The 25,674-nt window shown below is 75.1% G+C and carries 26 protein-coding genes; 15 read left to right on the plus strand and 11 right to left on the minus strand.

From position 1 onward, the window contains the following. Positions 1-19: 19 nt before the first annotated feature. Positions 20-991, plus strand: coding sequence for a phosphotransferase family protein (locus tag OU787_RS10595; RefSeq protein WP_268659188.1), 972 nt, complete (start codon positions 20-22; stop codon positions 989-991). Here the strand turns inward: OU787_RS10595 and OU787_RS10600 are convergent. Then, complete coding sequence (locus OU787_RS10600; RefSeq protein ID WP_268659189.1) at positions 981-2,078, minus strand: LLM class flavin-dependent oxidoreductase; 1,098 nt, start codon at positions 2,076-2,078, stop codon at positions 981-983. The genes OU787_RS10595 and OU787_RS10600 overlap by 11 nt on opposite strands. Before the next feature lie 445 nt (positions 2,079-2,523). On the opposite strand from OU787_RS10600, the gene OU787_RS10605 reads away from it, so the two are divergent. Together OU787_RS10605 and OU787_RS10610 are read left to right on the plus strand one after the other, a co-directional pair. After that, a complete protein-coding gene (locus OU787_RS10605) occupies positions 2,524-3,135 on the plus strand; it encodes a VTT domain-containing protein (RefSeq protein ID WP_162869998.1) in 612 nt (203 codons plus the stop codon). A 243-nt stretch (positions 3,136-3,378) separates the two neighbouring features. Next, positions 3,379-4,635, plus strand: a complete 1,257-nt coding sequence (locus OU787_RS10610) for a hypothetical protein (protein WP_268659190.1) — start codon at positions 3,379-3,381, stop codon at positions 4,633-4,635. Between the two features lie 69 nt (positions 4,636-4,704). Here the strand turns inward: OU787_RS10610 and OU787_RS10615 are convergent, their stop codons facing one another. From OU787_RS10615 to OU787_RS10640, 6 genes are read right to left on the minus strand one after another with little or no spacing between them, the layout of a single operon-like run. Continuing rightward, entirely contained in the window at positions 4,705-5,559 is an 855-nt protein-coding gene (locus OU787_RS10615) for an alpha/beta hydrolase (protein WP_268659191.1), read from the minus strand. After that, complete coding sequence (locus OU787_RS10620; RefSeq protein ID WP_268659192.1) at positions 5,556-6,626, minus strand: branched-chain amino acid ABC transporter permease; 1,071 nt, start codon at positions 6,624-6,626, stop codon at positions 5,556-5,558. Before OU787_RS10620 ends, OU787_RS10615 begins: the two co-directional genes overlap by 4 nt. Continuing rightward, the gene (locus tag OU787_RS10625; RefSeq protein WP_123555511.1) at positions 6,623-7,489 is read right to left on the minus strand and encodes a branched-chain amino acid ABC transporter permease; all 867 of its coding nucleotides are present in this window, start codon (positions 7,487-7,489) and stop codon (positions 6,623-6,625) included. The genes OU787_RS10620 and OU787_RS10625 overlap by 4 nt, the downstream gene beginning before the upstream one ends. Next, positions 7,486-8,217: an ABC transporter ATP-binding protein gene (locus tag OU787_RS10630; protein WP_268659193.1), complete on the minus strand. Its 732-nt coding sequence runs from the start codon at positions 8,215-8,217 to the stop codon at positions 7,486-7,488. Before OU787_RS10630 ends, OU787_RS10625 begins: the two co-directional genes overlap by 4 nt. Next, positions 8,214-8,972, minus strand: a complete 759-nt coding sequence (locus tag OU787_RS10635; RefSeq protein WP_268659194.1) for an ABC transporter ATP-binding protein — start codon at positions 8,970-8,972, stop codon at positions 8,214-8,216. Before OU787_RS10635 ends, OU787_RS10630 begins: the two co-directional genes overlap by 4 nt. Before the next feature lie 5 nt (positions 8,973-8,977). Beyond that, positions 8,978-10,219: a substrate-binding domain-containing protein gene (locus OU787_RS10640; RefSeq protein ID WP_030459848.1), complete on the minus strand. Its 1,242-nt coding sequence runs from the start codon at positions 10,217-10,219 to the stop codon at positions 8,978-8,980. Positions 10,220-10,481: 262 nt separating this feature from the next. On the opposite strand from OU787_RS10640, the gene OU787_RS10645 reads away from it, so the two are divergent. Together OU787_RS10645 and OU787_RS10650 are read left to right on the plus strand one after the other, a co-directional pair. After that, positions 10,482-11,255 (plus strand): CoA transferase subunit A, encoded by a 774-nt coding sequence (locus tag OU787_RS10645; protein WP_030459849.1) that lies wholly within the window; start codon positions 10,482-10,484, stop codon positions 11,253-11,255. 85 nt (positions 11,256-11,340) lie between these two features. Further along, positions 11,341-11,925 (plus strand): 3-oxoacid CoA-transferase subunit B, encoded by a 585-nt coding sequence (locus OU787_RS10650; RefSeq protein ID WP_268661845.1) that lies wholly within the window; start codon positions 11,341-11,343, stop codon positions 11,923-11,925. Between the two features lie 52 nt (positions 11,926-11,977). Here the strand turns inward: OU787_RS10650 and OU787_RS10655 are convergent, their stop codons facing one another. Next, on the minus strand, positions 11,978-12,688 hold the full coding sequence (locus OU787_RS10655; RefSeq protein WP_232794941.1) for a uracil-DNA glycosylase: 711 nt from the start codon (positions 12,686-12,688) through the stop codon (positions 11,978-11,980). Positions 12,689-13,067: 379 nt separating this feature from the next. Here OU787_RS10655 and OU787_RS10660 point away from each other — a divergent pair, with 379 nt between their 5' ends. The 4 genes from OU787_RS10660 (at position 13,068) to OU787_RS10675 (ending at position 17,994) form a co-directional block, all read left to right on the plus strand. Continuing rightward, entirely contained in the window at positions 13,068-13,628 is a 561-nt protein-coding gene (locus OU787_RS10660; RefSeq protein ID WP_051816880.1) for a hypothetical protein, read from the plus strand. A gap of 37 nt (positions 13,629-13,665) precedes the next feature. After that, on the plus strand, positions 13,666-15,309 hold the full coding sequence (locus OU787_RS10665) for a WXG100 family type VII secretion target (protein ID WP_051816881.1): 1,644 nt from the start codon (positions 13,666-13,668) through the stop codon (positions 15,307-15,309). A 106-nt stretch (positions 15,310-15,415) separates the two neighbouring features. Further along, positions 15,416-17,248: a type VII secretion-associated serine protease mycosin gene (gene mycP, locus OU787_RS10670; protein ID WP_268659195.1), complete on the plus strand. Its 1,833-nt coding sequence runs from the start codon at positions 15,416-15,418 to the stop codon at positions 17,246-17,248. After that, positions 17,215-17,994: an HAD-IIA family hydrolase gene (locus tag OU787_RS10675; RefSeq protein ID WP_030459855.1), complete on the plus strand. Its 780-nt coding sequence runs from the start codon at positions 17,215-17,217 to the stop codon at positions 17,992-17,994. Before mycP ends, OU787_RS10675 begins: the two co-directional genes overlap by 34 nt. Before the next feature lie 85 nt (positions 17,995-18,079). On the opposite strand, the gene OU787_RS10680 is transcribed toward OU787_RS10675, so the two are convergent. After that, entirely contained in the window at positions 18,080-19,021 is a 942-nt protein-coding gene (locus tag OU787_RS10680; RefSeq protein WP_268659196.1) for a LysR family transcriptional regulator, read from the minus strand. Between the two features lie 127 nt (positions 19,022-19,148). Between OU787_RS10680 and OU787_RS10685 the strand changes: the two genes are divergently transcribed. From OU787_RS10685 to yidC, 6 genes are all read left to right on the plus strand, one after another. Continuing rightward, a complete protein-coding gene (locus tag OU787_RS10685) occupies positions 19,149-20,060 on the plus strand; it encodes a zinc-binding dehydrogenase (protein WP_268659197.1) in 912 nt (303 codons plus the stop codon). A 23-nt stretch (positions 20,061-20,083) separates the two neighbouring features. Next, a complete protein-coding gene (locus tag OU787_RS10690) occupies positions 20,084-20,497 on the plus strand; it encodes a nuclear transport factor 2 family protein (protein WP_268659198.1) in 414 nt (137 codons plus the stop codon). Between the two features lie 176 nt (positions 20,498-20,673). Further along, the gene (locus OU787_RS10695) at positions 20,674-21,039 is read left to right on the plus strand and encodes a hypothetical protein (RefSeq protein ID WP_268659199.1); all 366 of its coding nucleotides are present in this window, start codon (positions 20,674-20,676) and stop codon (positions 21,037-21,039) included. Between the two features lie 99 nt (positions 21,040-21,138). Beyond that, complete coding sequence (locus tag OU787_RS10700) at positions 21,139-22,209, plus strand: Gfo/Idh/MocA family oxidoreductase (RefSeq protein ID WP_030459860.1); 1,071 nt, start codon at positions 21,139-21,141, stop codon at positions 22,207-22,209. A 236-nt stretch (positions 22,210-22,445) separates the two neighbouring features. Then, positions 22,446-22,727, plus strand: coding sequence for a DUF6412 domain-containing protein (locus tag OU787_RS10705; protein ID WP_030459861.1), 282 nt, complete (start codon positions 22,446-22,448; stop codon positions 22,725-22,727). 264 nt (positions 22,728-22,991) lie between these two features. Then, complete coding sequence (gene yidC / locus OU787_RS10710) at positions 22,992-23,678, plus strand: membrane protein insertase YidC (protein WP_268659200.1); 687 nt, start codon at positions 22,992-22,994, stop codon at positions 23,676-23,678. Here the strand turns inward: yidC and OU787_RS10715 are convergent. Then, a complete protein-coding gene (locus OU787_RS10715; protein WP_030459863.1) occupies positions 23,651-24,649 on the minus strand; it encodes an adenosine deaminase in 999 nt (332 codons plus the stop codon). The genes yidC and OU787_RS10715 overlap by 28 nt on opposite strands. Positions 24,650-24,809: 160 nt before the next feature. Then, positions 24,810-25,607, minus strand: coding sequence for a hypothetical protein (locus OU787_RS10720; protein ID WP_030459864.1), 798 nt, complete (start codon positions 25,605-25,607; stop codon positions 24,810-24,812). Between the last annotated feature and the right edge of the window lie 67 nt (positions 25,608-25,674).

The raw sequence follows: 25,674 nt of genomic DNA on the forward strand, positions 1-25,674 counted from the left end.
TGCGGAGGGGAGCAGGACGATGGGACGCGTGGACGCGGTGCTGGGCGGGGTGGCGGTGGTCGCCGAGACCCCGCTGACGGGCGGGCTGTACAACGCCGCCCGGCTGCTCGAACTGGCCGACGGGCGGCGGCTGGTGCTCAAGTGCGCCCCGCCGCCCGGCACCCCGGGGCTGGCGCACGAGCGCGGCCTGCTGGGCACCGAGCGGCTGTTCCACGCGCTGGCCGCGGACGCCGGGCTGACCGTCCCGCAGGTGCTGCACCACGACCCGGACGGGGACGCCGACAGCCGCGAGTGGCTGCTGCTCGGCTACGTCGAGGGCCGCACCTGGGACAGCCTGCGCGAGCAGCTCTCCGCCGCCGACCGGGCCGGGCTGCGCCGCACCCTGGGCGCCTGGGCCGCCGGGGTGGCCCGGGCCACCGGGGAGCGCTACGGCTACCCGCAGCCCGAGGCCGGGCTGTCGGCCGGTGACTGGCCGGCCGCGTTCGCCGCGATGCTCGGCGCGCTGCTCGCCGACGCCGACCGCTACGGCGTCGAACTGCCCGCCCCGGCCGAGGAGTTGCGCGCCCTGCCGGAGCGGTTCGGGGCCGCGCTGGCCGAGGTCCGCCGCCCCGCCCTGGTGCACTTCGACGCCTGGGAGGGGAACCTGCTGCTCACCCCCGGCCCGGACGGCGGCTGGGAGCTGACCGGCGTGATCGACGGCGAGCGGGCCTTCTTCGGCGACCCGCTCGCCGAACTGGTCGGCCTCGACCCGCTCGGGGCCGCCGAGCGGGACGAGGACTTCGTGGCCGGCTACCGCTCGGTCGACCCGGCCTTCGCGGTGGACGACGCGGGGCGGGCCCGGCTCGCGCTGTACCGGATCTACCTGGCGCTGGTCATGCGGACCGAGGCCGCGCCCCGGGCGTACACCGGCGACTTCGCCGACTGGGTGCGGACCTGGTCCGCCGAGCGGGTCGCCGAGCAGCTGGCCGTGCTCGACGCGATCAGCCGGTGAGGCCGTACGCCTCGGCGATCAGGCCGTAGGACTCCAGCCGGTTCCGGTGCCCGTGGATGTGCGAGGTGACCATCAGCTCGTCCGCCCCGGTGCGCCGCCGCAGTGCCTCCAGGCCCTCGGCGACCTCGGCCGGGGTGCCGAGCACCACGTTCGCCAGCCAGGAGTCGAGGAAGTCCTCCTCGGCGAGGGTGTAGGGGTGCGCGGCGGCCTCCTCCGGCGTCGGGATCGGACCCGGCCGGCCCTGGCGCAGCCGCAGCATGCCCAGCCCGGCCGAGCGGGCCAGCCACAGCGCCCGCTCCCGGCTCTCCGCGGCCACCGCGCTGACCCCGATCAGCGCGTACGGCTTCTCCAGCACCTCGGACGGGGTGAAGCCGTCCCGGTAGAGGTCGAGCGCCGGGACGGTGTTGGCGGCGCTGAAGTGGTGCGCGAACGCGAACGGGTACCCGAGCCGGGCGGCCAGCTGGGCGCTGAAGCCGGACGAGCCGAGCAGCCACACCGGCGGGCGGGAGGCCGAGCGCGGCACCGCCTCCAGCCGGGCGTACGGGTGGCCGGGCGGGAAGTCGCCGTCCAGGAAGTGGGTGAGCTCGGCGAGCTGGCGCGGGAAGTCGTCGGCGCCGTCGGCCAGGCCGCGGCGCAGGGCCCGGGCGGTGGCCTGGTCGGTGCCGGGGGCGCGGCCCAGGCCGAGGTCGATCCGGCCCGGGTGCAGGGCCTCCAGCAGGCCGAACTGCTCGGCGATCGCCAGCGGGGCGTGGTTGGGCAGCATCACGCCGCCGGAGCCCAGGCGCAGCGTCGTGGTGCGGGCGCCGAGGTGGGCGAGCAGCACGGCGGGCACCGAGGAGGCGACGCCGGGCATGCCGTGGTGCTCGGCCACCCAGAACCGGTGGTAGCCCCAGCCCTCGGCGGCCCGGGCCAGTTCGGTGGTGGCGGCGAGCGCCTCGCCCGCGGTGTGGCCGGAGCCGACGGTGGCGAGGTCCAGGATGGAGAGCGGGGCGGGGGCGCGGCCGGCGGTCCGGCCGCGGACCGGGTCCACGGCGGCAGCGGGCTCGGGTGCGGTCTCGGGGGCGGTCGGCTCCGGTGCGGTGCTCATGCGGTGCGTCCTCCTGGTGCCCCGGCCGGGTGCCCGGGCGTTCGTCGGAGCACAACCCGTCCGGTGGCCGGGCTGTTCCCGCCCCGGCGGGGCCGCCGGGGCGCGACGGCTGACGGTCCGCCAGCAGGCCACGCTGCGTGGCGACTTCACGCCACAGCGAGAAGTCGCCAGGTCCGGCGGCCCGTTCGGGGGTGCGGATGGGGCAGTCTGGAGACCGGCGCGGAACACGTACCGGTTCCGCGCGCCAGCGACAGATCGGCGGGCTCGACCAGCGTCGTTCGATCCCATGAGCCCCCGGAGCGGCACCCCGCCCGGGGGCTCTCGCCGTGCCCGGGGCCGTGTGCGGTATGCCACACGGGGGTGCTTCATGCCATGAAATTTGCCCGCGCTAGCGTTGATCCCCGTTGCAGCTGCTCCCCCCGGGCGTGCTGGAGGGAGAGACACCGTGGATCTGGATGCCGTCATCGGCCCCGCCTGGTACTGCGCGCTGGCACTGGCGGCCGTCCTCGGCGACGCCTTCCTGCCGTTCCTGCCCAGCGGGACGCTGGTGATCCTCGCCGTGCTGAAGACCGCGCACGTGGACGGCTCGCCGCTGCTGCTGGGCGCGGGCGTGGCGGTCGCCTCCTTCCTGGGCGACCTGCTGCTGCTCCAGCTGGCCCGGCGCGGCGCGCCCGCGGTGCACCGCCGGCTGGCCCGGCGGCCGCGGCTGGCGGCGAGCGTCGAGCGGGTGCAGCGGGCGCTGACCGGGCGCACCACCAGCCGGGCGGCGGCGGCCATCGTGATCATCGCGCGCTTCGTGCCGGCCGGGCGGACCGTCCTGGACCTGGCGGTCGGGCACTCCGCGTACCGGCCCTGGACGTTCCTGCGCTGGTCGGCGGTGGCCGCCGTGGTGTGGGCGGCGTACATCGTCAGCCTCGGCTGGTTGAACCTGCACTGGTTCGACACCGCCTGGCTGAGCTTCGTGATCTCCTGCGCGGCGGCCACCGCGATCAGCTCGGTGGTGGTGCAACTCGTCCGGCGGCGGCGCCGGTTGGCGGCCCTGGTGGAGGGCGAGTAGCGGCCTCGACCTCGGGGTTGTCTGTCTCAGGACGGCAACAAGGCGGGTCGGCCGGGAGCCGGGCGGGCCCGGCCGGCGTGATGACCGGGTGAGGGTGGGCGGCGTTGGACCGGCCACCCCGGACATGCCATCCTTGGGTGGCGATACCGTCAAATTGTCCGATTTTGCCAGAAGTTGACCTCCGGAGCCGCGTGTCGGCGTCCGGACCTTCTTTTGGCCGGGCCCACCGTGGCAGGGGAGACCATGAGCAGCATCTCGCGCAGGACAGTGCTGACCGCCACAGCGGCCACGGCGGCCCTCGGCGCCGTCGCGGCCTGTTCCAGCGGGGGCGGCGCGGCGAACCACCCCGGCTCCGACGCGAAGACCGGGGGCGCCACCGGCGCCGGCAGCGGCAGCCCGTCCGCCGTCAAGGGCACCCCGATCGGCGACGGCTCCACCGCCGACACCGGCACCCAGCCCCACCAGCCCGCCCCCGAGAAGCTCAAGCCGGGCGAGACCCCGCCGCAGTTCGTGGTCTTCTCCTGGGACGGCGCCGGCGCCACCGACGACGGGCAGTTCACCCGCTTCCTCAAGCTCGCCGAGGAGCACAAGGCGACGATGACCTTCTTCCTCTCCGGCATCTACACGCTGCCGAAGGAGAAGTCCTCGCTCTACCACCCGCCGCAGCACCCGGTCGGCGCCTCGGACATCCCGTTCCTGTCCGACAACGCCGTCCGCAACACCATCAAGCTGATCAGCCAGGCGTGGCTGGCCGGCCACGAGATCGGCACCCACTTCAACGGGCACTTCTGCTCCACCCGCTCGGACCACAACGGCGTCAACAAGTGGACGCCGGAGGACTGGGAGAGCGAGATCCAGCAGGCCGTCTCCTTCGTCACCAACTGGAGGACCAACACCGGCTTCACCGACGTCGACCCGCTGCCCTTCGACTACAAGAAGGAGCTGATCGGCGGCCGCACCCCCTGCCTGGAGGGCCAGAAGGCGCTGCTGCCGACCGCCGCCAAGCTGGGCTGGAAGTACGACGCCAGCTCCCCCGGCGGCCTGCAGATCTGGCCGCAGAAGGTCCAGGACGGCAAGATCTGGGACTTCCCGCTGCAGGGCATCCCGTTCCCCGGCCACAGCTTCCAGGTGCTGTCCATGGACTACAACATCCTGGCCAACCAGTCCGGCGGCTCCACCAAGGGCGACCCGTCGAAGTACGGGCAGTGGCGCGACCAGGCCCGCGACTCCTACCTGGCGGGCTTCAACCGGGCCTACACCACCAACCGCGCCCCGCTGTTCGTCGGCAACCACTTCGAGCAGTGGAACGGCGGCATCTACATGGACGCCGTCGAGGAGACCCTCAAGCAGATCGCCGACAAGCCCGACGTCCGGCTGGTCTCGTTCCGGCAGCTGGTCGACTGGCTGGAGGTCCAGGACCAGTCCACCCTCCGCAAGCTGCGCACCCTCAACGTCGGCCAGGCCCCGGCCGGCGGCTGGCAGGCCTTCCTGGGCGGGTAGCGCGCCCGCACGGCACGGGGCCCGGGAAGCGTGCTGCTTCCCGGGCCCCGGCGCCGTCGGTGCGGCCGGTCAGGGCGCGAGCAGCAGTTCCACCAGCCGGTCGGACCAGATGATCGAGTAGTGGTTGGTGTCCGCGACCGGCTCGGTCGGCACGGTGACCTCCGCGGCCGCCAGCCGGGCCGGGTCGTAGAGGCCCTGGGGCTCGTCCAGCAGGCCGCGCTCGGCGTAGAGCAGCCGGGTCGGGACGCGCTGGCGGTGGACCGCGCCGGCCGCCTCCTCGTCGAGCAGGACCTGGGTGCCGTCGGTGGTGACCGCCTCGTGCACGCAGGAGGAGACCAGTTCGGGGGCCTCGCCGACCAGGTCGCGCTGGGTGTAGGCGTCGAGCTCGTCGGTCCAGGGGGTGAAGGCGGGGTGGGCCTGCCAGAACTCGCGGTACGCCGCGCGGCTGGCGAAGGTCATCGAGAGCCGGGTCAGCGCGGGGCCGAGGACCGCCGCGAGGGCGTCCTGCTCGCGGACGCCGGGCGGCAGCGGGAAGGTCACCGCGCCGTCCACCAGGGTGAGTTCGGCGACCAGGTGGGGGTGCCGGGCGGCGGCCAGCGAGCAGACCCAGGCGCCCATCGAGTGGCCGACCAGCCGGACCGGGCCCGCGTCCAGCGCGGTGACCAGCGCGGCGACGTCCTCGGCGTGCCGGGCCAGGCCCCACGGGCCGGGCAGGTCGCGGCTGGCGGCGCGCCCGCGCAGGTCGGGGGCGTACAGCGCGACCCGGCCGTCGAGCAGCCGGGCCAGCGCGCCCCAGGCCAGCGCGTTGGCGGTGATGCCGTGGACGGCGACCACCACGGGCGCGCCGGGCACGGTCGCGGGCCAGTGCAGGACGGCGAGTTCGCCGCCGTCGACGGGGACGGTGAGCGGCTGGGGGGCGGTCATGCGGCGCCTTCCGGTACGGCGGTGACGGGGACGGCGGTCTTGGCGGCGCGGCCGCCGCGCAGCCGGGCGGGGAGCTTGGCGAGGCCGCCGGGCAGCAGGTAGACCACGGCGACGAAGAGCGTACCGAGCAGGAACAGCGGCTGGGAGAGCGGAACCCGCAGCACCGGGGGCAGGTGGGCGATCGAGTCGGAGTTGGCGAGGTCGCCGAGCCGGTGCGCGGCCCAGGTGTACAGGACGCCGCCGAGCAGCGGGCCCCAGCGGGTGCCGGAGCCGCCGAGCACCACCATCACCAGCAGCGCCAGCGTCGCGTCCGAGCCGGCCGCCTGCGGGGTGGCGCCGCCGGTGAGCAGCAGGTAGACCACGCCGCCCGCGCCGGCCAGCGCGCCGGAGACGGTGAACGCGACCAGCTTGAAGCCGTACGGGCGCAGGCCCAGCACCTCGACGCGGCGCTCGTTCTCCCGGATGCCGGCCCAGATCCGGCCGGTGGGCGAGGAGACCGTCCAGTGCACCACGGCGAGGGTGACGACCAGGTAGGCCAGCGCGATCCAGTACAGGTTGGCGGTGTTCTGGATGCCGATCAGCGCGTCGGGCAGGTGCTCGGCGGGGGCGGAGCGGCCCTCCTCGCCGCCGGTCAGGCCGCCGGGGTTGCGCTGCACCAGGATCGAGCCGGCCTGGGCGAAGGCCAGCGTGACCATCGAGAAGCCGATGCCGGTGACCCGCAGCGACACCGAGCCGAGCAGCAGGGCCAGCGCGACGGTGCAGGCGATGCCGAACAGCGCGGCGGGCACGAAGCCGAGGCCGAACTCGAGCATCGCCAGGTCGGTGGCGTACAGGCCGGTGGCGAAGTACAGCGCGTGCCCGAAGGAGAGCAGCCCGGTGCGTCCCAGCAGCAGGTCGTAGCCGGTGGCGAGGCCGCCGTACAGCAGGCACAGCGCGATCAACTGCAGGCTGCCGGGGCTGCCGAGCGGGCCGTCCAGCAGGCCGGGCACCGGCAGGGCGCTGTAGGGCGCGGCGAACAGGACGAGCAGCAGGGCCAGCGGCCACCAGCGCTTGAGGTGGGCGGTCATGCGAGTCTCCCGGTGAGTCCGCGCGGCTTGACGAGCAGCAGGACGGCGAGCAGCACGACCACCGAGAGGTCGCCGAGTCCGGCCGCTGTGTAGTAGTTGGCGAACTGCTGGACCAGGCCGACGCCGACCGAGGCGACGGCGGCGCCGGTGACCGAGCCCATGCCGCCCATCACCACGACGACGAAGGCGAAGATCAGCAGTCCGGTGCCCTGCGAGGGGTTGACCGAGCCGAAGTAGAGGCCGGCCAGCGCCCCGCCGAGCGAGGCGGCGGCGCCGCCGATGGCGAAGACCAGGGTGAACGCCTTGCGGACGTCGATGCCCAGCGCGGTGACCATGGCCCGGTCCTCGACGCCGGCCCGGACGATCAGGCCGTAGCGGGTCCTGGCCAGGAACAGCCGCAGCAGGACCAGCACGACCAGGGCGGCGGCCATCAGCACGAAGCGGTTGACCGGGACGGTGGCGCCGAGCAGGTCGACGGTGCCGGCCAGTGCGGCGGGCTGCGGGAAGGGGCGGGCGTCGGAGCCCCAGATGCCCATCAGCAGGGCGGGCAGGGCGAGGCCGACGCCGACGGTGGCCAGGATCTGGTCCCGGGGGCGGGCGTACAGCGGGCGGATCAGGGCGAGTTCGAGCAGCACCGAGGCGGCGGTGCCGACCAGGGTGCCGAACGGGACGGCCAGCCAGAAGCCCATGCCGCCGTCGGTGGCGGCCCACCAGGCGGCGTAGGCGCCGATCGAGAGCAGCGCGCCGTGGGCGAAGTTGAGCACGTCCATCAGGCCGAAGATCAGCGAGAGGCCGGAGGCGACCAGGAAGTACAGCGCGCCGAGCCCGAGGCCGGTGCAGGCGAGCAGGACGACGGTGTTCATCGGGGCGTCCTCCCGTGGGTGTCGGGTCGGTGGCTGCCGACGCCGAGCAGGCGGCGGGCGGCGTCCTCGTCGGCGAGCAGGGCGCGGGCGTCGCCCTGGTGGGCGGTGCGGCCGTCGGCGAGGACGGCGCAGTGGCCGGCCACCCGGCGGACCAGGGCGAGGTTCTGCTCGACCAGCAGGACGGGGACGGTCTCGGCGGCCCGGGCGAGCACGTCGGCGACCTCGGTGACGATCTTCGGGGCGAGGCCCTTGGTGGGTTCGTCGGCGATGATCAGCCGGTTGCCGTTGAGTAGGGTGCGGGCGATGGCGACCATCTGCTGCTGCCCGCCGGAGAGGGTCCCGGCGGGCTGCTTGTGGCGCTGCTTCAGCTCGGGGAACAGCTCGTGGACCAGGTCGTAGGCGGGGTCGCCGTCGCGTTCGGCCAGCCGCAGGTTCTCCGCGACGCTCAGGCCCGCGAAGACGCCGCGGTCCTCGGGGGCGTAGCCGATGCCGCGGCGCACCACCAGGTGGGTGGGCAGGGCGGTGATGTCCGCGCCGTCGAAGGTGACCGCCCCGGTGCGCGGGACGAGTCCCATGACGGCCTTGACGGTGGTGGTCTTGCCGGCGCCGTTGCGGCCGAGCAGGGCGGTGACGCCGGTGGCGGCGACGTCCAGGTCGACGCCGTGCAGGATGTGCAGGCCGTCGATGACGACCCGCAACTCCCGTACCCGGAGCAGGGGTTCGGTCACAGCGCCTCCCCGAGGTAGGCCCCCTGGACGGTGGCGTCGGCCATCACGGCGTCGGGGGTGTCGAGTGCGAGCAGGGTGCCGTGGTGCATCACGGCGAGCCGGTCGGCCAGGCCGAGCAGCACGTCCATGTGGTGCTCGACCATCAGCACGGTGCGGCCCTGCTCCTGGTGGACGGAGCGGATCAGTTCGACCAGCGCGGGCACCTCCTCGGCGCTGACGCCGGCCATCGGCTCGTCCAGCAGGATCAGCCGGGGCTCGCCGACCAGCAGCACGGCGAGCTCCAGCTTCCGCTTGCCGCCGTGCGAGAGGGACCCGGCGAGGTGGTCGGCGCGGTCGGCGAGGCCGGTGCGCTCCAGGGTCTGCTCGACCTGCTGCCGGTAGTGCCCGGACCGGCGCCAGATCCGGTAGGAGGCGGCGGGTCCGGCGGCGGCCTGGGCGGCGAGCCGGACGTGCTCGGCGACGGTCAGGCCGGGCCAGAGCGAGGAGGTCTGGAAGGTCCGGCCCAGGCCCCGCCGGGCCCGGGCGGGCACCGGCAGGGCGGTGATGTCGGCGCCGTCCAGGTGGAGGGTGCCGCGGGTGGCGGGGTAGATGCCGGAGACCAGGTTGAACAGGGAGGTCTTGCCCGCCCCGTTCGGGCCGATGAAGGCGACGAACTCGCCCTCGGCGACGTCCAGGCTGACGTCCTGCACGATCGGGACGCCGCGCACGGACCAGCCGAGGCCGTCCAGCCGCAGGACCGGGGCGGGGGTGCTCATCCGGCTCAGCCCGCCGTCTTGGCGACCGGCGGGGCGACCTGGTCGGCGGGCAGGGTCCTGACCGCGGTGGGCATGGCGCCGGCGCCGGAGCCGGTCAGCTTGACCTGGAACATCGGCTGGAGCAGCGCGTGGTCCTCGGCCCGGACGGTGAACTTCCCCTTGACGCCGTCGAAGCTCCAGCCCTCCAGGGCCTTCACCAGGGCGTCGGTGTCCGCGTCGGAGCCCTGGTTGGCCTCCAGCGCGTGCACCACCATCTGGGCGGCGGTGAAGCCGTCGGGGGTGAACAGGTCGGGCTTGGAGCCGGCCTTGGCGACCGCGTCGGTCATCGCCTTCTCGGCCTCGGTGCCGGCGGCGCCGCCGAAGTAGTGGTTCAGGAAGTCGATCTTCTCGGCGGCCGGGCCGAACAGCGGGTAGGAGGCGGCCACGTCGAGGCCGGTGACCACCTTGGTCGCGGAGAACACGTCCTGCTGGTTGAGCGAGGTCCACAGCGCGGACGCGGTGTCGCCGGCCCAGGCGACGTACAGCAGGTCGGGTTTGGCGTCCTTGGCCTGGGTGGCGAACGGCGTCAGGTCGGTGGCGGACGGCGGGGCCAGCACGGCGTCCACGGTGGCGCCCTCGCCGCCCAGCACGTCCTTGACGGCGGCCACGTTGGCCTGGCCGAAGGCGTTGTCCTGGGCGAGCACGGTGACCTTCTTGCCCTTGGCGTCGCCGATGAACGAGGCCGCCGCCCTGGTGTCCTGGTAGGACTGGCGGCCGGAGCGGAAGGTGTACTTGTTCAGGCCGGTGACCTTGTCGGCGGCGGCCGGGCCGGAGATGAACAGCACCTTGTTCTGCGCGGCGATCGGGCCGACCTGCAGCGCCACGCCGGACGCGGTGGAGCCCGCCAGGATCTTGTAGTTCTTGCCGATCAGGTCCTTGGCCGCGGAGACCGCCTTCGCCGGGTCGCCCGCGTCGTCCTGCTCGGCAACCTCCACCGGGTGTCCGTCCACCGCGCCGGTGCCCTTGGTGGCGTACGCCAGGCCCGCCTTGAATCCCTCCAGGTACTGCTTGCCGTAGGCGGCCAGCGGGCCGGTCTTCGAGTACACCAGGCCGACCTTGACCGGGCTCTTGTCGCCCCCACCGCTCCCGGCCCCGGTCGAGGTGCCCGCGGTGCCGGCCTTCGCGCAGCCCGCGGCGAGCAGCACGCAGGCGGCCAGCGCGGCGAACTTCCGGACGGGGCGTCTGCGGGTGGCGTCCGTGAGTGGCATGGTGGGGGGCTCCTGACGTGCCGGTGCTGGTGGGATGCCGGAACCGTAGGGGTGCGTCCCCCCGGACGACATGTGACGAGCCCACACATCGGCCGCCCGCACTGCGTGGCCCGCCGCCATGTCGCGGCGGCCGGCGGCCGGGAGTGTGCGGGGCTCACATGGTGCGCGTGCGCGCCATGGCGCCGTCCGCCATGGAAAGCCCCGGGGCCTGCGGGGAGGGTGGTGCGCCAGTCAGCCCCTCCCCCTGGTTAAGGCGGCCCCCTTGGACAAGGTCCTGGACTCCCCGGCCCGCGCGGTCGGGGACATTCCCGACGGCGCACTGCTCGCGGTCGGCGGCTTCGGCCTGTGCGGCATCCCGTCCACCCTGATCGGCGCCCTGGTCGACGCCGGCACCACCGGCCTGCGGGTGGTCTCCAACAACTGCGGGGTCGACGACTGGGGCCTGGGCCTGCTGCTGCGGGCCGGGCGGATCGCCCGGATGACCTCCAGCTACGTCGGCGAGAACAAGGAGTTCGCCCGGCAGTACCTGAGCGGCGAACTCGAGGTCGAACTCACCCCGCAGGGCACCCTGGCCGAGCGGCTGCGGGCCGGCGGCGCCGGCATCCCGGCCTTCTACACCCCCGCCGGGGCCGGGACCCAGGTCGAGGAGGGCGGCCTGCCCTGGCGCTACGCCCCCGGCGGCGGCGCGGTCGCGGTGGCCTCCCCGCCCAAGGAGGTCCGGGAGTTCGGCGGCCGCCGCCACCTGCTGGAGGAGGCGATCCGCGCCGACTTCGCGCTGGTGCGCGCCGAGGTCGCCGACCGGCACGGCAACTGCGTCTTCCACGCCGCCGCCCGCAACTTCAACCCGCTGTGCGCCACCGCCGGCCGGATCACGGTGGTCGAGGCCGACCGGATCGTCGAAGCGGGCGAGATCCCGCCGGACGCCGTCCACCTGCCCGGCGTCTACGTCGACCGGATCGTCGCCGCCGACCCGGCCGACCGCCGGATCGAACGGCGCACCGTCAGCAGCCCCGCCGCCCCGGAGGAGTCCCGATGACCGCCGCCCTCGACCCCCGCGACGCGCTCGCCGCCCGGGCCGCGCTCGACCCCGGGCCGCGCTCGCCGCCCGGGCCGCCCGCGAACTGCGCGACGGCCAGTACGTCAACCTCGGCATCGGCCTGCCCACCCTGATCCCCGGCCACCTGCCGCCCGGCGTGCACGTCGTCCTGCACTCCGAGAACGGCATCCTCGGCACCGGCCCCTACCCGGCGGACGCCGACGTCCACCCCGACCTGATCAACGCCGGCAAGGAGACCGTCACCGTCAACCCCGGTGCGGCGTACTTCGATTCGGCGTTCTCCTTCGGCATGGTGCGCTCCGGGCGGATCGACGTCTCGGTGCTCGGCGCGATGCAGGTCTCCGCGGGCGGCGACCTCGCCAACTGGATGATCCCCGGCCGGATGGTCAAGGGCATGGGCGGCGCGATGGACCTGGTCCACGGCGCCCGCCGGCTGATCGTGGTGATGGAGCACACCGCGAAGGACGGCAGCCCGAAGATCGTCGACGAGCTGAGCCTGCCCGCCACCGGCCGCGCCGTCGTCCACCGCGTCGTCACCGACCTCGCCACCCTCGACGTCACCCCCGAGGGCCTGCGCCTGGTTTCCCTCGCGGACGGCGTCACCCTGGCGCAGCTGCGGGCGGCGACCGAGCCGCCGGTGCTGGCCTGAGCACGCGCCGGAGGGGGCCCGCCGTTCCCGGCGGGCCCCCTCCGTCCTGCGGTCAGCCCTTGATGTTCGGGATCTGCCAGTCGATCGGCTTCTGGCCGAAGCCCTCCAGGGCCTCGTTGATCTGCGAGAACGGCTTGCTGCCGAGGAACAGCTTCGCGGACAGCGGCGACGGGTGCGCGCCCTGGACCACCACGTGGCGCTCGGTGTCGATCAGCGGGAGCTTCTTCTTCGCGTAGCCGCCCCAGAGCACGAACACGCAGGGCTCCTCGCGGGCGCTGACCGCCTTGATCACCGCGTCGGTGAACTTCTCCCAGCCCTTGTTCTTGTGCGAGTTGGCCTCGTGCGCCCGCACCGTGAGCACCGCGTTGAGCAGCAGCACGCCCTGCTCGGCCCACGGCATCAGGTACCCGTTGTCCGGCACGGTCAGGCCGAGGTCGGTGCCGAGCTCCTTGTAGATGTTGCGCAGCGACGGCGGGGTCCTGACGCCGGGCAGCACCGAGAAGCTCATGCCGTGCGCCTGGCCGTTGTCGTGGTACGGGTCCTGGCCGAGGATCAGCACCTTGACGTCCTGGTAGGGCACCGCCTCCAGCGCCGCGAACTCCTGCCCGGCCGGCGGGAACACCTCGTGCTCGGCGCGCTCGGCGGCCAGGAACTCCGCCAGCTGCGCGAAGTAGGGCTTGCCGGTCTCCTCGGCGAGCACTCCCCGCCAGGACTCGGGCAGCTCCGGCACGCCGCCCGCGGACGTCTCGGCCAGCTCCGTCACGTTGTACCTCCCACCGGCCGCGCCGCACGGCGGCCGCTCTTGACTCGTGCGTTCCGCGGGCCCGTCCCGGACCCACCGCGGTGAACGCTACACAGTCGCGCCGACAGCCCGCGCCGCCCGCCGCAACTCCCCCGCACCGCAAGCCCCTTGGCGTACGACCGAGACGCCCGCCCGCCCGGCTCCGGCCGCCGCCGCCCCGTTCCGGACGCCCGCGCGAGGCCCCTCCCGGAGTGTCCGCGCGGAGCGCTATCTTTGCCGTGGCGACCCGTGCCCCGCCGTGGGAACGGGACGGGGACGGGGACGGGCCCGGGGAGCGGGGCCCGGCAGTGGAAGCAGTGACGGGCGCGGCCAGCCGTGCCACGGGGGAAGGAAAACCGCGATGAACGAACCCTCCAACGACAGCGGTGCGTCCGGCGCCGCGGTGGGCGGCGCCATCGGCGCGGTGGTCGGCGGCGTGGCGGCGGCCGCGGTGGTCGCCCAGACCCAGGCCCTGATCGGCCAGGTCGGCGCCGCCGCGGTCAAGGTCGAGGTGGAGAACCTGCAGACCTTCAAGAAGCGGGTCGACGACCTGCTCAGCACGCTGGACAGCTCGGCCGCGGGCCAGGGCACGATCTCCCGGCAGCAGCTGACGCCCGGCCAGCTCGGCCAGGACTTCGGCCAGGCCGGCGACCTGATGAGCGCCTACACCACGGTGCACGCCAACCTGGACCAGCTCTCCAAGACGCTGTCCATGCAGATCGAGGCGATGAGCGCCAGCATCGACATGGCGGCCCGGGGCTACCAGAACGCGGACGCCGAACAACAGGAGCAGTTCCATTCGCTCCTGCGCAGGGCAGGTGCCCAGGCCCAGCTCCCGCCGGCCGGCAGTTCGCAGTACGGGCAGCAGCCCGGCTACCCGGCCGCGGCACCCGGCAGCAACGTCCAGCAGGGCTCGTACTGACCGCCCGGTCCGACCACAGCACAGGGGGAGAGAACCGATGGAACTCGAAGAGTCGAGACTGGTCCGGATCCAGCCGGGCGAGATTGGCCGCGCCAGCCACGAACAGCTGGTCGCCATGATCGAGAACGCCAACCCGTTCGCGGTGTCCGGCGTCGGACAGCAACTGGTCGACGCTGCCCAGCAGTTGGACCAGATCAGCGAGGAGCTGCACACCCACATCAGCAGCCTCGACTGGGAGGGCCAGGCCGCTGACAGCTTCAAGAACTGGGGCACCCAGGTCTCCCGCTCCACCATGGACCTGGCCACCTACTCGCGGACCGCCGGCACCCACATGACCTCGGCCGGCGACACCCTCAGCACCGTCAAGTACGGCCTGCCCCCGGTGCCGTACGACGACATGGAGACCGTCCGCCGCTACGAGGCGCAGGACAACACGGCCGCGACCATCGGCGGCGCCATCATCGGCGGGGTGGTCATGCCGGGCATCGGCGCCGCCGCGGGCGGCTACCTCGGCGGCAAGGTGGCCGGGATGCTCGACCCGAACTGGGTCACCGAGGAGCAGGCCCGCGCCGCGTCCGACCGGGTCTTCCAGGCGCACCAGGAGGCCATCACGCAGATGGAGCGCCTCAGCCAGTCGTACGAGTACGCGAGCACCCAGCTCAACTCGGCCGCGGTGCCGACCTTCCCGGCCCCGCCGGGAGGAGCCGTCGACCTCGACAACCTGCAGGAAGTCCCGATCGGTGGCGGCAACGGCCGCGGTGGCGGTGGCGGCAGCACCACGCCGCCCCAGCCGCCGACCTGGACGCCGCCCGGGGGCGGCGGAGGCGGCACGACCACACCTCCTCCGACGGTGGTACCGCCCCCGCCGAGCCCGCCGCACCTGATCCGGCACCCCGGCCCGGTGCCGACCCCGTACCCCTACCCGACCCCGACCCCGCCGCCCCCGGTCACGCCGCCGGGCGGCCCCACCCCGGTGATCCCGGACCCGCCGCCGCTGAAGATCGACCACGTGGCGCCGACCCCGACGGTCCCCGGCCCGGGCGGCCTCCCACCCACGGGCGGCGGTGGCGGCGGCCTGATCGGTGGCGGCGGCGGTGGCGGCCTGGGCGGCGGCGGTCTCGGTGGGGGCGGGGGCGGCGGTGGTTACACCGGCGGCCTGGTCCCGGGCCTGGGCGGCGGCGGTGCGCTCGGCGGGAGCGGCGCAGGCGGCGGCCGGGCCACCGGCGGCGGCACGGCCGGGACGACCGGCGCGGGTGCCCGGACCGGCACCGGCACCGGCGCCTCGTCGGGCGCCGCGGGCGCGGCCGGCCAGACCGGCCGGGCGGGCGCCTCGGGCGCGGGCGGCATGGGCGGCATGCACGGCGGTGGCGGCGCGGGCGGTGCCCGCGGCGGGGCCGGCGGTTCGCGCGGCAGCGGGTTGGTGAACCGCGCGGGCGGCACCGTCGGCGCGAACCGCGCCCCGGGCGGGCGCGGCGAGTTCACCCCGGGCGGGACCGGCCTGCGCGGCCGGGCCGAGCGGGGCGCGGACGGCCGGGCCGGCGGCTCCTTCGGCGGCGGGCACGGCGGCGGCAGCGCCAACCGCAAGGGCAAGGCCCAGGGCAACCGTCCGGACTACCTGACCGAGGACGAGAACACCTGGACGTCCGGGATGGGCCCGGTCAATCCGAACGTGATCGAGTAGTGACCGGTTCGACGGCCCGGTCGCGGGGGCTGCGGCTCCCGCGGCCGGGCCGAACTGTGCGCCGGGGCCGCCCCGGTGGACGTGGCGAAGGACGAGGGAGCGTGTGATGCGGGGAACGGGCAGGGCAGGGCGGGGGCGACGGTTCGCCGCCGCGGCGGCGGTCGGCGCCGTCCTGTGGGGGTGGACGGCCGGACCCGCGTCGGCCGCGGACTCGATCCGCGCGCAGGAGTGGCACCTGGACGCGATGCACGCCGACGAGATGTGGCAGATCAGCACCGGCAAGGGCATCACGGTCGCGGTGGTCGACAGCGGTTTCCAGGACGGCACCCCCGACCTGGCCGGCCAGTTGCTGACCGGCACCGACCTCAGCGGACTGCCCGGCGGCGTGCTCTCCGACCCGATCGGCCACGGAACGCACATGGCCAGCGACATCGCCGGCACCGGGAAAAACCTGAACGGCCAGGGCGCCTACGGTCTGGCGCCCGGAGTCAAGATCCTCCCCATCAAGATCAGAACCGTCAACGACGGCAGTTACGAGACCCAGAACCAGATTCTGAACCAGTTGGCCCAGGGCATCACCTACGCGGCCGATCAGGGTGCCAAGGTCATCAACGTCTCCCAGGGCAGCCCCCTGCGCGAAGCTGCCGACCGCGCCAAGCTCCAGGCAGCCGTCGACCACGCCCGTTCCCGGGGCTCTCTGGTGATCGCCGCGGCCGGCAACAGCGGCGACACGGGTAACGAGGTCGACTACCCGGGCGGCCTGCCCGGTGTCGTCACCGTGGCCGGCACCGACCGGGACGCGAAGGCCTGGTCGAAGTCGCAGCACGGCCCGCAGGTGGTGCTGGCCGCCCCGGCGGTGGAGATCTACGGCGCCTGCACCAGCGGGTCCGGCTACTGCAAGGGCGACGGCACCTCCGACTCCACCGCCCTGACCTCGGCCGCCGCCGCGCTGATCTGGTCGGTGCACCCGGACTGGACGGCCAACCAGGTGCTGCGGGTGCTGATCAACACCGCGAGCAACCCGAAGGAGCGCAGCGACTACCTGGGCTACGGCGTCATCCGGCCCCGGATCGCCCTGACCAGCCCGGGCGACCCGGGCCCGGCGGACGTCAGCCCGCTGCCCGGCACCGGTGCCGGGGCCTCGGCCTCGCCCGGGGCCGGGAAGTCGGGCGCGGCGGACCAGCCGGGCGGGGCGGCGAGCGACGCCGCGAGTGCCGCGCCGGAGGGGTCCGCGCCCGCGAAGTCCTCGGCGCCCGAGGCGACCGGGCAGCAGTCCTCCGGTTCGGGCAGCCTCCCGCTGGTCGTCGGCGGCGCGGTGGCGGGCGTCCTGGTGCTGGTGCTCGTGGTGGTGCTGGTCGTCCGGCGCAACCGCTCCACCGGCCCGGGCCCGGTGCCGCCGGGCGCCCCGTACGGCGTGCCGCCGCAGCAGCAGCCGTACGCCCCGCAGCCGCCCGCGCCGCAGCCCTACGGCCAGCAGCCCGCCGCGCCACCGGCCGCCCCGCCCGGGTACGGCCAGCAGCCGCCCTACGGCCGGCCCGCCGCACCGCCCGCCGCGCCCCCGGGTACGGCCAGCAGCCGCCGTACGGGCAGCAGCCGCCGCCCTCGGGCGGGAACCCGTACGCGAACTGACGCCGCAGCGGCCCGGACGGCGGGCGGCCCGGAGTGCCCGGGCCGCCCGCCGTCGGCGTTCGCCGGCCTCCCGCCCCCGTCCCGGGTCCCGCGGGCCCTGGTCCGCACGGGTGCCCACGCGGGTGGCCGCGGGCGCGGACGCCCCTGTGTCCGGCCGGTCGGGACGACTAGGCTGATCGGCGTTGGGGCAGCCTGTGGCGCCCGGCCGGCCAGTGGTGTCCGGTCGGAGCGATCACGAAGATCGTTCGACCTGTGCAAGACCAAGGAGACACCCACGTGGCAGACCGCAAGCCCATCGAGACCTGGCTGACCGACATGGACGGAGTCCTCATCCACGAGGGCGTGCCGATCCCCGGGGCCGATGCCTTCATCAAGCGGCTGCGTGAGTCCGGGAAGCCCTTCCTGGTGCTCACCAACAATTCGATCTACACCCAGCGCGACCTGCACGCCCGCCTGTCCCGGATGGGCCTGGACGTGCCCGCCGAGCACATCTGGACCTCCGCCCTGGCCACCGCGAAGTTCCTGGAGGACCAGCGCCCGGGCGGCACCGCGTACGTGATCGGCGAGGCCGGCCTGACCACCGCGCTGCACGACGTCGGCTACGTGCTGACCGACACCGCCCCGGACTTCGTGGTGCTGGGCGAGACCCGGACGTACTCCTTCGAGGCGATGACCAAGGCCGTCCGCCTGATCAACGACGGTGCCCGGTTCATCGCGACCAACCCGGACGAGACCGGCCCGTCCGCCGAGGGCGCGCTGCCCGCGACCGGTGCGGTGGCCGCGCTGATCACCAAGGCGACCGGCGTGGAGCCGTACTTCGTGGGCAAGCCGAACCCGCTGATGATGCGGGCCGGCCTGAACGCGATCGGCGCGCACTCCGAGCACAGCGCGATGATCGGCGACCGGATGGACACCGACATCGTCTCCGGCATGGAGGCCGGCATGTCGACCTTCCTGGTGCTGACCGGCCTGACCCAGGCCGCCGACGTCGACCGCTTCCCGTACCGGCCGACCCAGGTGGTCAACTCGATCGCCGACCTGGTCGAACTGGTCTGACCCCGCCCCGGAGGGCCCCGGCGAACGCCTCGCCGGGGCCCTCCGCCGTGCCGCCGCCGTGCTGCCGCCGCGCCGGGGCCCTCCGTCATGCCAGGTCGCGGGCGTCGGCGCCGGGCAGCCAGTCGCGGTCGGGGCGGTACTCCAGCCAGCGGCGTTCGCGGCCGCGTTCGGCGAAGGCGCGCAGCAGGGTGGGGACGGCGGGGTGCGGGCGTTCGCGGTGCCAGACCAGGGACCAGGCGTACAGCGGGACGGGGTCCACCAGCGGGCGGACGGTCAGGCCGGGCGGGACGGCGAGCGGGAGTTCGGCGGGCAGCAGGGTGCAGCCGTCGGGGACGGCGCGGACCCGGTCGAGCAGGTGGGCGAGGCCGAGGTTGGCCTCGCCGGGCAGCAGCGGGACGCCGAAGTGCGCGCCGAACCGGGCCAGGAAGTCCAGCCGGGCCGGGTCGGCGGGCAGCACCAGCCGCAGCGCGGCCAGGTCGGCGGGGCGCAGCCGGTCGGCGCGGGCCAGCGGGTGGTCGGCGGGCAGCACCGCGTCGACGGGTTCCAGCCGGACCAGCCGGTGCGCCAACTCCCCTCCGGCGCCCGGCTGGTGGCGTCCGAACCCGGCGGCGCTCTCGCCCCGGACCAGGGCGGCGGCGACCGCGTCGAGGTCCCGGGCGGGGCCGACCTCGACGGTCAGTCCGGGGGCGGCGGCGAGCGCGTCGCGCACGGTGCGCAGCGGCTCGAACAGGTGGCCCCAGACGTCCAGCCGGGCGGGTGCGGCCCGCTGCCGGACGGCGGCGAGAGCGGCCTGCCCGGCGGCCAGCGCGGCCCGCGCGGGGTCGAGCAACCGCCGTCCGGCGTCGGTGAGTTGCACGGCGGCGGGGCCGCGGTCGAGCAGCTGGACGCCCAACTCCCGTTCCAGGGCGGCGATCCGCTTGGAGGCGGCCTGCTGGGTGATCGCCAACTGCTCGGCGGCGCGCCCGAAGTGGCGCTGCTCGGCGACTGCGACGAAGGCCCGCAGCTGCCGGAGGTCGGGGTCGTCCATCGGGCCATCATCGCCGACAACCGGCGGTTGTCGTAGGGCCGTTCTGGTTGTTGGACCCTCCCGGGGCCCGGGCCGTTGACTGGGTCCAGCACCGAGCGAGTCGGTCCCCACGAGAGGAAGTCCCCTGATGAAGGCCCTGGTTCCGGCGCACGGCACGGTCGAGTTCGCCGAGGTCCCGCAGCCCGAGCCGCACCCCGGCGAGGTGCTGGTGAAGGTCGACGCGTTCTCGGTGAACCGCGGCGAGACCTTCCTGCTGGAGGATCCCCCGCCGCACTGGCGGCCCGGCAAGGACGTCGCCGGGCTGGTCGTGCAGGCCGCCGCGGACGGCACCGGCCCGGCGGTCGGGCAGCGGGTGGTGGCGCACCCGCCGGGCGCGGGCTGGGCGGAGTACGCGGCGGTGCGCACGGACGCGCTGGCGGTGCTGCCCGAGCGGCTGGCCGCCCCGACCGCCGCCGCGCTGCCGCTGGCCGGCCTGACCGCACTGCGGCTGCTGCGCGCGGCGGGCCCGGTGACCGGGCGGCGGCTGCTGCTGACCGGCGCGTCCGGCGGCGTCGGCCACTACGTCACCGAGCTGGCGGCGGCCGCCGGGGCGCAGCTGACGGTCGTCACCGCGAATGCCGAACGCGGCGCCCGGCTACGGGAGTTGGGCGCGGCCGAGGTGGTGCACGAGGTGGCCGGGGCGCACGGCCCGTACGACCTGGTGCTGGAGTCGACCGGCGGCACGGAGCTGCCCCGGGCGCTGGCGCTGCTCGCCCCGCGCGGCCGGCTGCTGTGGTTCGGGCAGGCGTCCCGCGAGCCGGTCCGGCTGGACTTCTTCGCCCTGCTGAACGGCCCGGTCTCGGCCACCGTCCGGCACTTCAGCTACGCGGACGTCGACCACCCGGACGGGGACGACCTGCGCACCCTGGTCCGGCTGACCGAGCAGGGCCGGCTGCACCCCGAACTCGGCCTGGTCGACGACTGGCAGCACACCGCGGAGGCGATCGCCGCCCTGCGCGGCCGGCGCGTGCGCGGCAACACCGTCCTCACCCTCAACTGACCTTCCACCCGAGGAGATCCGCCATGAACACCGATCCCCGCACCGTCGTCACCGACTACGTGGCCGCGGTGGCCCGCGGCGACGCGGACGCCATCCGGGACGCCTTCACCGAGGACGTGGTCTGGAGCTACCCGGGCGACCTGCCGCTGAGCGGCGAGTGGTGCGGCCGGACGGCCGTCGTCGAGGACTTCCTCGGCTCGGTCGGCGGCGTCTTCGAGCCCGGCACCGCCGTCGAGGTCGCCCTGGTCGGCACGCCGATCGCCGAGGGCGACCGGGTGGTCGCCGAGTGGACCTCGCGCGGCACCACCGTGCACGGCCGCCGTTACGACAACCACTGCCTGGGCGTCTTCACCGTCCGGGACGGCCGGATCGCCGCCGTCCGCGAGTACACCGACACCCGGCACGTCGCCGAGACCCTGTTCCCGAACGGCGGGTGACCGCCCCGCTCCCGAACGGCGGGTGACCGCCCGGCCCCGGACCGTCGCACCCGGTCCGGGGCACCTCAACGCCGCCTTAAGCCGCCCGTAACTACCCTGACGTACCGTCAATTCCCGTACCAGGACTGGCTAGCGTCCCGGACACGCCCTCTCCGCACGACGCAAGGGAGCCCTCGATGGCCTCCGTCCGCCGCACCGCCTCCCCCGCCCGTCCCCGCGCCGTCCGCGCCGTCCGCGCCGCCGCCGCGCGCGCCGCCGTCCTGCTGCTGGCCGTGGCCGCGCTGTCGGCCGGCCCGGCCGCCCGGCCCGCCGTCGCCGCCGCTCCCGGCGCCGTCCCGGCCGCCGTCCCCGCCGCTGCCGCGGCCGCTGCCGCCGCCGTCCCCGTCACCGCGCCGCTGGCCCGGTCCGGCGACGGTGGCGGCAGCGGGGACGGCGGGGACGCGGTCCGCAACGGCATGCTGCTGTCGCTGGGCTCGGTGCTGCTGCTGACCGGCGCGGCGTGCGCCGTGCTGTACCGGCGCCGTCCGCCCTCCGACCGCTGAGCACGCCGCCGGAGCCGGGGCCCGGGCCTGCGCCGACCGGGTCCGGCGAACCGGTCGGCCTCCGCCGTTCGGCGGGGCCGGGGTGGTTGAGTTGAGGGCATGAGCACGCCCTCCGCCCCGTTCCGCGTCGGCCTGATCGGCTACGGCCTGGCCGGTTCCGCCTTCCACGCCCCGCTGATCGCCACCACGCCCGGACTGCAGCTGGACGCGGTGGTCACCGCCAACCCCGACCGCCGGGCCCAGTTGCACCGCGACCACCCGGGCGCCCGCGCCCTCGACACCCCCGAGCAGCTGTTCGAGGACGCCGACCGGTTCGACCTGGTGGTGATCGCCTCCCCCAACCGCACCCACGTCCCGCTCGCCCGCACCGCCCTGCTGGCCGGCCTGGCCACCGTGGTCGACAAGCCGCTGGCCGCGACCAGCGCCGAGGCCCGCGACCTGTGCGAGTTCGCCGAGAAGTCCGGCCTGCTGCTGTCGGTGTTCCAGAACCGCCGCTGGGACGGCGACTTCCTGACCGCCCGCCGCCTGGTCGAGGAGGGCCGGCTCGGCCGGGTGCACCGCTTCGAGTCCCGGTTCGAGCGCTTCCGCCCCAAGCCCAAGCCGGGCTGGCGCGAGCTCGCCGACCCGGCCGAGGTCGGCGGCACCCTGTACGACCTGGGCAGCCACCTGGTCGACCAGGCACTGACCCTGTTCGGGCCGGTCGAGACGGTGTACGCGGAGATCGACGTGCGCCGCGACGGCGCGGTGGTCGACGACGACGCCTTCCTCGCCCTGACCCACATCGGCGGCGTCCGCTCCCAGCTGTGGACCAGCGCGCTGGCCCCGCTCGCCGGGCCCCGGCTGCGCGTCCTCGGCGACAGCGCCGGGTACGTCAAGTTCGGCATGGACCCGCAGGAGGCCGCCCTGCGGGCCGGCCGCCGCCCCGGCGGGCCGGCGGACCGCTGGGGCGACGACGACCCGGCCGCGTACGGCCTGCTCGGCAGCGACGGCGACGCCGAACCGGTCACCACCGACCCGGGCGACTACCCGGCGTACTACGCGGGCATCGCCGCCTCGCTCGCCGACCGCACCCCACCGCCGGTCGACCCGCGCGACGCGGTCGCCACCCTCGCCGTCCTGGAGGCCGCCCGCGCCTCCGCCGCGACCGCCTCGGTGGTCCGGCTGCCCTGAACCCCGGACGGACCGAGCCCTCGCGTCGACGGCGGGGCGAAACCAGGGACCCGGAACCCGGAGCCGGGAACTCCGGAACCCGGAACCCGGAGCCGGGAACTCCGGTGCCCGCCCCGCCGTTGACCGCTCCGGAACTGCGCCGCCCGGCCCGGCCGTTGACGCAGCGTCCGCACTCGACCCGTCCGGCGGCACCCCGCCCGGACGGTTCCCGCCCCGGCCCGAGGAGGTTGCGCACCGTGCTCGTCACCCCGCTCCTGCTCGTCCTGTTCCGGGTCCTCACCGGTGACCTGCTCACCGGCCCGGGTGCGCTGACCACGGCCGCGCTGCTGCTGCTCGCCGTCGCCGTCACCGCCACCCTCACCACCACCCGCCTCCCCGGCGCCCGCACCCCGGCGGCCGTGCACGCGGCGGCGCTGCGCCGCCGCGCCTACCGCACCGCCTACCTGCCGCCGCGCGACCCGGACGCCGCGGGCCGCGCCCGCCCCCGAGCCCCGGGACACCGGCCCGCGGCCGCCTGAGGGGCCCGTTCCTCCCTGCAGTCCCCGAACTCCCGCTCCCCCCGCCGGGGCCGAGGGCCCACCGCTCTCGCGCACCCCGCCCGGGGCGCGGGGAACCGCACGGGGAACCGCGCGGGCAACCACACGCACACGCACCGCCCGGCTCCCGCCGCGCCCGCCACGCCAGCCCGCGCGCGGCGCCGCCGGGTCGGCCCTGCGTCCCCTCCTCGCGTCCGCCCTCCGAGCACCGTCGTCACGACCCGCCGACTCCCGGAGAGCCCGACCATGTCCGTCCTGAGCGTCCTCGACCCCGCCGTCCACCTCGCCCACGCCGCCGTCGCGGCCCTCGCCGCCGTCGTCCCCACCGCGGCCGCGATCGTCCTGTTCACCCTGGCCGTCCGGGCCGCCCTGCACCCGCTGGCCCGGTCGGCGGCCCGGGCCGAGCGGGTCCGCGCCCGGCTCGCGCCGAAGGTCGCGCGGCTGCGCGAGCGGCACGCCCGAAACCCCGAGCGGCTGAACCGCGAACTGCTCGCCCTGCACCGCGCCGAGGGCACCGGCCCGTTCGCGGGGCTGCTCCCGGTGCTGCTGCAGGCCCCGTTCTTCTCGGTGATGTACCGCCTGTTCACCACCGCCCCGGGCCACCTGCTCGACGCGACCCTCGCGGGCGTCCCGCTGGCCGTCCATCCCGCGGCGGCCCACACGCCGGCGCAGTTCGCGGTGTTCGCCGTCCTGGAGGCGGCCCTGCTGGCCCTGGCCTGGGCCGGCGTCCGCCGCGCGAAGCACGCCCCCGCCCCCGCCGGCCCGGTCCGCTGGCTGGCCTTCGGCACCCCGCTGTTCGCCCTGCTGCTGCCGCTCGCGGGCCAGCTCTACCTGCTGACCAGCACGGCCTGGACGACGGCCGAACGGTGGTACCTGCACCGCCCGGCCGCCGGCCCCGCCACCGGTCAGGCGGTGGGCCACCCCGCCAGGTAGGCGTCGATCTCGCCGGCCAGCCGGCGCTTGCCCGCCTCGTCGAGGAAGGACGCCTCGACGGCGTTGCGGGCGAGCGCCGCGACCCCGGCCTCGTCCAGGCCGAGCAGTTTCGCGGCGACCGCGTACTCGGTGTTCAGGTCGGTGCCGAACATCGGCGGGTCGTCGCTGTTGATGGTGACCAGCAGCCCGGCGTCGACCATCTGCCGGACGGGGTGGTCCTCGATCCGTTCGACCACCCGGGTCGCCAGGTTGGAGGTCGGGCAGACCTCCAGCGGGATCCGGTGCTCGCCCAGGTGGTCGACCAGGGCCGGGTCCTTGACCGACTGGGTGCCGTGGCCGATCCGCTCGGCGCCGAGCACCCGGATCGCGTCCCAGACCGTCTCGGGGCCGGTCGACTCGCCCGCGTGCGGCACGCTGTGCAGGCCGGCCGCCCGGGCCCGGTCGAAGTACGGCTTGAACTGCGGGCGCGGCACGCCGATCTCGGGCCCGCCGAGCCCGAACGAGACCAGCCCCTCGGGGGCCAGGTCGAGGGCGAGGCGGGCGGTCTCCTCGGCGGAGGCCAGCCCGGCCTCGCCGGGGATGTCGAAGCACCAGCGCAGCACGATGCCGAGGTCCTTCTCGGCGGACAGCCGGGCGTCCTCGATCGCCTCCATGAAGGCGACGTCGGGGATGCCGCGGCTGACCGACGAGTAGGGGGTGACGGTCAGTTCGGCGTAGCGGATGTTCTGCCGGGCCATGTCCTGGGCGACGCCGTAGGTCAGCGCCCGGACGTCCTCGGCGTCCCGGATCAGGTCGACGACGCTCAGGTACACCTCGATGAAGTGCGCGAAGTCGGTGAAGGTGAAGTACTCGGCGAGCGCCTGCGGGTCCGCCGGCACCTTGCTGCGCCCGGCGTGCCGGGCCGCGAGTTCGGCCACCACCCGCGGCGAGGCCGAGCCCACGTGGTGCACGTGCAGCTCCGCCTTCGGCATTCCGGCGATGAACGCCTCGATCCCCTGGACACCCTCGGCCACGGCACGCTCCCGTCTGCTCTCACCCGGATCCGGACCGCCCGGACGCGGGTCGCCCGGGCCCGGACCACCCGGACCCGAACGGACCTCGCATGCTAACCCGCGGCGGCCCGCCGGCCGGTCACCACTTGGCGGCCAGCTTGGCGATCGCGGCGCGCGCGTCGTCCTTGCTGGTGGCGGCGTTGAAGTTCGGGTCGACGTCCAGGAACACCTTGACCACGACGGTGCCCTTGCGGGCCGCGATGAGGACGAAGTCCCGCGGGTCGGTCCGGCCGCCGTCGGTGGTGGGGTAGGTGGCCTTGCCCTCGTCGAGGTACACCTCGTCGGCGCCGGGCACCGCGGGCGCCTTGCCCGCGTGGACGCCGGTGTACTTGTCGTCGTCCTCGGTGTAGTTCGGGCAGCGCTGGGTGTTCTGCCGGAAGGCCTGGACCTCCTGGCGCGCGTCGGCGACCGTGGCGAACTGGTCGGCCTCGGTGCTGGCGAAGGTGGTGTCGCTCTCGTGGTCCTGCTTGACGAAGCGCAGCACGGTGGCGGTCAGCCCCTTGACCGCGGTGCCGTCCGGCACGTTGGCGCAGGACTTGTCCATCACGTAGTTGTCCGTGCTGGTGCTGTCGTCGCCGTCGGCCGCGTAGGTCTCCCACTCGGCGGCGGTCAGCGCGAGCTTGCCCATCTTCGCCTGCGCCGCCTTGTCGGTGCCCGTCGCGGTGCCGCCGCTCGGCTTGGTGCTGGGCTTGCCGCCGTTGGCGGGCTCCTTGGCCTTGCCCTTGCCGGTCGGGCTGGCGCTCGCGGCCGGCGAGCCGGCCGCCGTGGACGGGGCCGCGCCGGCGTCCGTCAGGTCGTCGTTGCAGGCCGTCAGCACCAGTCCGGCGGCCGCCAGTGCCGCGACCCGCAGCCCGAGCTTTCGTGCACGTACCGTCATGTCCGTCAACTCCCCCGTGGAGAACAGGCGTCCGACCCCCCTGGCCGCGCCGATCGGTCGCTCACCC

This window comes from Kitasatospora sp. YST-16, from assembly GCF_026802215.1.
Lineage (GTDB): Bacteria > Actinomycetota > Actinomycetes > Streptomycetales > Streptomycetaceae > Kitasatospora > Kitasatospora cineracea.

What these genes read in the sequence shown, in the direction of transcription:
- OU787_RS10600 (WP_268659189.1), bottom strand. Translation starts at nt 2,078, where the DNA reads ATGAGCACCGCACCGGAGCCGACCGCCCCCGAGACCGCACCCGAGCCC.
- mycP (WP_268659195.1), top strand. Translation starts at nt 15,416, where the DNA reads ATGCGGGGAACGGGCAGGGCAGGGCGGGGGCGACGGTTCGCCGCCGCG.
- OU787_RS10685 (WP_268659197.1), top strand. Translation starts at nt 19,149, where the DNA reads ATGAAGGCCCTGGTTCCGGCGCACGGCACGGTCGAGTTCGCCGAGGTC.
- OU787_RS10715 (WP_030459863.1), bottom strand. Translation starts at nt 24,649, where the DNA reads ATGCCGAAGGCGGAGCTGCACGTGCACCACGTGGGCTCGGCCTCGCCG.
- OU787_RS10695 (WP_268659199.1), top strand. Translation starts at nt 20,674, where the DNA reads ATGGCCTCCGTCCGCCGCACCGCCTCCCCCGCCCGTCCCCGCGCCGTC.
- OU787_RS10610 (WP_268659190.1), top strand. Translation starts at nt 3,379, where the DNA reads ATGAGCAGCATCTCGCGCAGGACAGTGCTGACCGCCACAGCGGCCACG.
- OU787_RS10615 (WP_268659191.1), bottom strand. Translation starts at nt 5,559, where the DNA reads ATGACCGCCCCCCAGCCGCTCACCGTCCCCGTCGACGGCGGCGAACTC.
- OU787_RS10625 (WP_123555511.1), bottom strand. Translation starts at nt 7,489, where the DNA reads ATGAACACCGTCGTCCTGCTCGCCTGCACCGGCCTCGGGCTCGGCGCG.
- OU787_RS10620 (WP_268659192.1), bottom strand. Translation starts at nt 6,626, where the DNA reads ATGACCGCCCACCTCAAGCGCTGGTGGCCGCTGGCCCTGCTGCTCGTC.
- OU787_RS10700 (WP_030459860.1), top strand. Translation starts at nt 21,139, where the DNA reads ATGAGCACGCCCTCCGCCCCGTTCCGCGTCGGCCTGATCGGCTACGGC.
- yidC (WP_268659200.1), top strand. Translation starts at nt 22,992, where the DNA reads ATGTCCGTCCTGAGCGTCCTCGACCCCGCCGTCCACCTCGCCCACGCC.
- OU787_RS10640 (WP_030459848.1), bottom strand. Translation starts at nt 10,219, where the DNA reads ATGCCACTCACGGACGCCACCCGCAGACGCCCCGTCCGGAAGTTCGCC.
- OU787_RS10660 (WP_051816880.1), top strand. Translation starts at nt 13,068, where the DNA reads ATGAACGAACCCTCCAACGACAGCGGTGCGTCCGGCGCCGCGGTGGGC.
- OU787_RS10635 (WP_268659194.1), bottom strand. Translation starts at nt 8,972, where the DNA reads ATGAGCACCCCCGCCCCGGTCCTGCGGCTGGACGGCCTCGGCTGGTCC.
- OU787_RS10680 (WP_268659196.1), bottom strand. Translation starts at nt 19,021, where the DNA reads ATGGACGACCCCGACCTCCGGCAGCTGCGGGCCTTCGTCGCAGTCGCC.
- OU787_RS10595 (WP_268659188.1), top strand. Translation starts at nt 20, where the DNA reads ATGGGACGCGTGGACGCGGTGCTGGGCGGGGTGGCGGTGGTCGCCGAG.
- OU787_RS10665 (WP_051816881.1), top strand. Translation starts at nt 13,666, where the DNA reads ATGGAACTCGAAGAGTCGAGACTGGTCCGGATCCAGCCGGGCGAGATT.
- OU787_RS10690 (WP_268659198.1), top strand. Translation starts at nt 20,084, where the DNA reads ATGAACACCGATCCCCGCACCGTCGTCACCGACTACGTGGCCGCGGTG.
- OU787_RS10720 (WP_030459864.1), bottom strand. Translation starts at nt 25,607, where the DNA reads ATGACGGTACGTGCACGAAAGCTCGGGCTGCGGGTCGCGGCACTGGCG.